Annotated in this window: 4 protein-coding genes; 1 reads left to right on the plus strand and 3 read right to left on the minus strand. The window is 68.9% G+C overall.

Annotated features, from left to right (window positions below; all coding sequences use genetic code 11):
- Positions 1-208 precede the first annotated feature (208 nt).
- Positions 209-655, minus strand: coding sequence for a hypothetical protein (locus D588_RS0108400; protein ID WP_017915647.1), 447 nt, complete (start codon positions 653-655; stop codon positions 209-211).
- A gap of 262 nt (positions 656-917) precedes the next feature.
- Between D588_RS0108400 and D588_RS0108405 the strand changes: the two genes are divergently transcribed.
- The gene (locus D588_RS0108405; protein WP_017915648.1) at positions 918-1,613 is read left to right on the plus strand and encodes a hypothetical protein; all 696 of its coding nucleotides are present in this window, start codon (positions 918-920) and stop codon (positions 1,611-1,613) included.
- Between the two features lie 88 nt (positions 1,614-1,701).
- Here the strand turns inward: D588_RS0108405 and D588_RS24325 are convergent, their stop codons facing one another.
- Positions 1,702-2,535 carry a CDP-diacylglycerol diphosphatase gene (locus D588_RS24325; protein WP_106404470.1) on the minus strand — a complete coding sequence of 278 codons (834 nt, stop codon included), beginning with the start codon at positions 2,533-2,535 and terminating at the stop codon, positions 1,702-1,704.
- A gap of 132 nt (positions 2,536-2,667) precedes the next feature.
- A partial coding sequence (locus D588_RS0108415; protein WP_017915650.1) for a YadA-like family protein occupies positions 2,668-4,087 on the minus strand: 1,420 nt, incomplete at its 5' end.

Below are 4,087 nucleotides of genomic sequence, written 5' to 3' on the forward strand. Positions count from 1 at the left end.
TGGCAACCGCGGTCCGCGCGGCGGCTGAGGACGACGCCGGCGCCGTGCGCGCCGGCCCGCTCCGCCCCCGACAGGGCGCCTGCGCAAGCGGCGCTCTGTTTTTTTATGGGGACGCTATCGATCACGGGGACGGCGCGCGCCGTCAGGCCGCGGCAGCCCCCTCACCCAGGTGATGCGACGGCCCGCATCGCGGCCGCCCCGCGTGCACTCACGCGCCGGCAGGCGCGTTCTTGCAGTCCGCAAACCCCGCCGGGACCTTCCTGGCGGTCCACTTGCCCTGAGACGCTGTCGAAACGAGCAGCGCCGAGGTTGCGTCGTAGCTGGGGGCCTGTGTCGCGCCGAGCCTGGCCAATCCCGTGTCATGGAAGCACAGACGCACGGACGTGGCATCGGCCGACAGCACCTCGAAGCGCATCATCCAGCCCTTGTCGGCCTCGAGCAGGCGCGCGCCATGGGCGGTTTTGGTGACATCCACGAAACCATAGTCCGCGAACGTCGTCTTCCCCGGCAGACGGCGGGGGCCGACCGAGTTGGGGAACGATGTGAGATCAAGCTGCTGGACGACCGCGTCGACGACGCCTGCCTGCTGCGATACAACCGGAGACGACGCGCCGACGCCCAGCGCGAGAAGGCCAACAAGCATTCCGGAGGTCATGCGGACGATCTCGCGCGCGGAGGGAGTCGCGGATGATAAGCGCCGGGAACGCCGGCGCCCGATGGAGATTGCCGTGCGCGGTGGCCGCCGACCAGGCGGCGCCCGACAGCGTCTCGCAGGCTCGAACGACAGGGACGTGGCGACATCAGCCCACCCGCTGTCGCGCCGTTCGCCCTGCACGGGCGAAGCCGATATCCTGGCACATCTGGCGGCCGCTGCGGGTGGCCGCCCTCACGACTAGGAGTTCCCGATGACACGGAAGATGAAGATCGCCCTGCCGCTGCTGATCGCCGGCGTGCTGAGCCTCGGCGCCTGCCAGAAGGCGCAGCAGAAGGCCCAGGAAGAGATCGCCGCGGCGCAGAACCCCTACCCGGCCAGTTCGCCGCTGCACGCGCCGTTCGATCGCATGCTGCGCAAGCTGGCCAACGACCCGCGCTACGTGGCGCTGCTCAAGCAGAGCGGCCCGCAGGCGCAGCAGGCCGGCTTCCAACTGGCGCAGAACGGCATCGCGCGACTGGACCACGCCACGCTGGAACAGCGCCTGCAGATCCTGTCGCAGGTCAGCGACAAGGTCGACGTACGGCAGTGCGCCGTGCTGGCGCGCGGCGGCAACCCCAACGATGCGCAGGCGCTGAGCGCGGCGATGCTGTCGGGCCTGGAAACGCTGCCGCAGGCGCAGATCGACCGCTGGTTCGACGTCTCGCTGAAGGCCACCGACGCGGAGTTGAACAAGACCCCGGCGCAGCCGGTAAGCCAGGAGCAGATCCAGGCGGCGATGGGCACCCTGGTCAAGTCGCTGCCCGCCGACCAGCAGCAGCGCCTGATGCGGGTGCTGCCGGAGATCGCCAAGGCCAGCGACGAGGACGCCTGCTGGACGGCGCGGACCCTGTACCGCCAGGCCCTGGCGACGCCCGAGCCGGTACGCGGCCAGTTGGCCTGGGTGTTCGCGCAGCAGTGATTGGCTTGCTGCACGGCGCAGCGGCCGCGCTGGCCGCTGCCTGTGCGGCAACACGTACATGCCGCGCAACCGAACGGCGACCGCGCCGCTATCTCTCGCCTGCCAGCTCCACACGAGCATGACCGCCTGGCCGCATCACGTTCGAGTACCAGGATGCGGGAAAACTGCGCGTACCTGCGGTCGCGCAATCGTCGTCCTGCAGCACGCGCGCCGCTCCCAGGTTCGCGCCCCGGCCCAGCAAGGTACGCGGCAGCGCCAGCAACACGAACCGGCCGTCCTGCAGCACGGTCAGGGCCAGCCCGTAGCGTTCCAGGTTGCCGCTGGCACCGGGCAACTCTTCGGCCACGCGCAGGAACGGGCTGCGCATTGCCAGTTCCGCCTCGCTCAGCGTCCGCAGGTAGTAGCGACGGCCCTTTAGCCAATATCCGTTCCAGTGTGCATCCCAATACGGGCCTGCCACCGCCAACTGCTCACGGATGTCCGCGCGCAGACAGGCGATGTGCAGGTGCAACTGGTTCTGCGAAGGCAGCGTCTGCGCATCCACCACGACGGCCACCGCAGTATCCGGAACCGGCGCACCCAGCAAATCCGACAGCACGCCACGGGCCCGCCACGCCAGCCAGAAGTAGTTCGGCGTGTCCTGGCGCTGCAACGCGAGCTTGGCGGCTCCGTTGATGCGGCGGGTCGGCACCAGCCAGGCATGCGCTCGGCCGCGCTCGTCCTGCAGGAGAGCATAGCCCTGCGCAGGGTCCAGGGTCCGGCACGGCGCCGGCACCCCGGAGCCCCACGCACTGACCTCGCAGCGCCGGTGGACGAGATGCCACAAGGCATTGGCATGATGGCGATATATCGCCAGTGCGGTCCCTAGCCACATCAAAGCGAGCGCCACGATGCCGAAGGCGCGATATCCGGATCTGCTCATCTACGACTTCTCTTCCACAGCCGCGTACGCAGCCGACAAAAAGAAACGCGTCCTCGGACGCGCTTGTGACCAGGAAAATGAAAGGAAGCGCCGGCCGACACAGAGGCGTCCGGCCGGCGCCAGCGGTGCTTGTTACCAGACCACACCCGCGCCGACGGCCACGCCGGCATCGCCGCGCGTGGTGGCGCTGGCGTTGACCTTGAACAGGTAGCGGCCGCTTCCGCTGATCGTGGAAACGCCGAACGCGATCGCCTGTTCGCCACGGAACGAGCTCAACGAGACGCCCGCCGCGCTCTGGTCCGGTTGATACGCCTGGGGCAGGCTGGCCATCGCCATCGCCGCGGCCACGCCGGCGCTGGCGCGCCGATCCACCTGATCCACGCGGGAGTCGGTGTAGGCGCGCGACCAGTCCTCTACGCTGTCCAAGCCATCCTGCAACTGTCCCAGGTTGACCGCATCGGTGCGTTCGGTGCCGGCGGCGACGTTGGTGATCTGGCGCTGGTTGCTCGCCGAACCGACCGAGACGGTGTCGGCACGGTCGGCGACCGAGCCCTGCCCCATGGCAACGCTGTTGGACTCCGTGGCAGTGGCGCCTTTGCCTACGGCAACGCTACCCGCACCTGATGCGACCGCATCCGCCCCCACCGCCGTCGCGTTCGTGCCACTGGCCGTGGTGTTGCTGCCCATCGCCGTGGTGCTGGCGCTCTTGGCCGACGCAGTAGGCCCAACCGCGACCGAGGTGCCGTCATTGCCCACGACGACCAACCCATCGTTCGTCGCCGATGAGGCGCTCGAACCGTTGCTGCCATTGCTGCCATTGCTGCCATCGCTGGCGGGGCTGACGCTGCCGCTGCCGCTTTTGCTGGGATTTCCGGAGATGCCGCCAATGGACTGCTCGAGCGTGGTCAGCGAACTCTGTAGCGTGGAGAGCGAATTGGAGTTGTCCTGCACCTTCTGATTCGTGGCATACAGCTGCGAACCGTTCACCGCATCGGTGCTGCTGGCGCTCAGACGGCCTGCGGCCACATTCTGAATCTGCCGCTCCGCCCCCACCGCGCCGACACTGAACGCACCGACCGGCGCGCTGCCGGCGAAGTTGTAGCTGGAGCCACCGAGCGTTGTGGAACTCACCGCCGTGGTCTCCACGGTACGAGTACCCGAGCCGATCGCCACGTCCTTCGCATTGCTGGCGACCGCATCGGGGCCGATCGCGACGCTGTCGGTGCCGGTCGCGACGCTATCGCTGCCCGTCGAATTGACCCGCAGGTACTTCACACCGTCGCCGCCCTGGATACCCTTGACTGCACCGTCGAGCTTGCTTAGCTCGGTGTTGGTGGCATACAGCTGCGAGCCGTTGACCGCATCGGTGCTGGTCCCGGACACGCGGCCGGCGGCCACGTTGGTCACCGTCCGCTCGTGGCCGGCGCTGCCCACGCTCACCGTGCTGGTCGGCGCGGCGCCGGCGTAGGTGTAGGCGGTGCCGTTGAGGGTCCCGCCGGTGGTCGCCACCGCCTCGGCCGTGCTGCTGCCGCTGCCCAGCGCCACGGCGCCG

This window comes from Xanthomonas sp. SHU 308 (assembly GCF_000364645.1).
Classification (GTDB): domain Bacteria; phylum Pseudomonadota; class Gammaproteobacteria; order Xanthomonadales; family Xanthomonadaceae; genus Xanthomonas_A; species Xanthomonas_A sontii.

What these genes read in the sequence shown, in the direction of transcription:
- D588_RS0108400 (WP_017915647.1), bottom strand. Translation starts at nt 655, where the DNA reads ATGACCTCCGGAATGCTTGTTGGCCTTCTCGCGCTGGGCGTCGGCGCG.
- D588_RS0108405 (WP_017915648.1), top strand. Translation starts at nt 918, where the DNA reads ATGAAGATCGCCCTGCCGCTGCTGATCGCCGGCGTGCTGAGCCTCGGC.
- D588_RS24325 (WP_106404470.1), bottom strand. Translation starts at nt 2,535, where the DNA reads ATGAGCAGATCCGGATATCGCGCCTTCGGCATCGTGGCGCTCGCTTTG.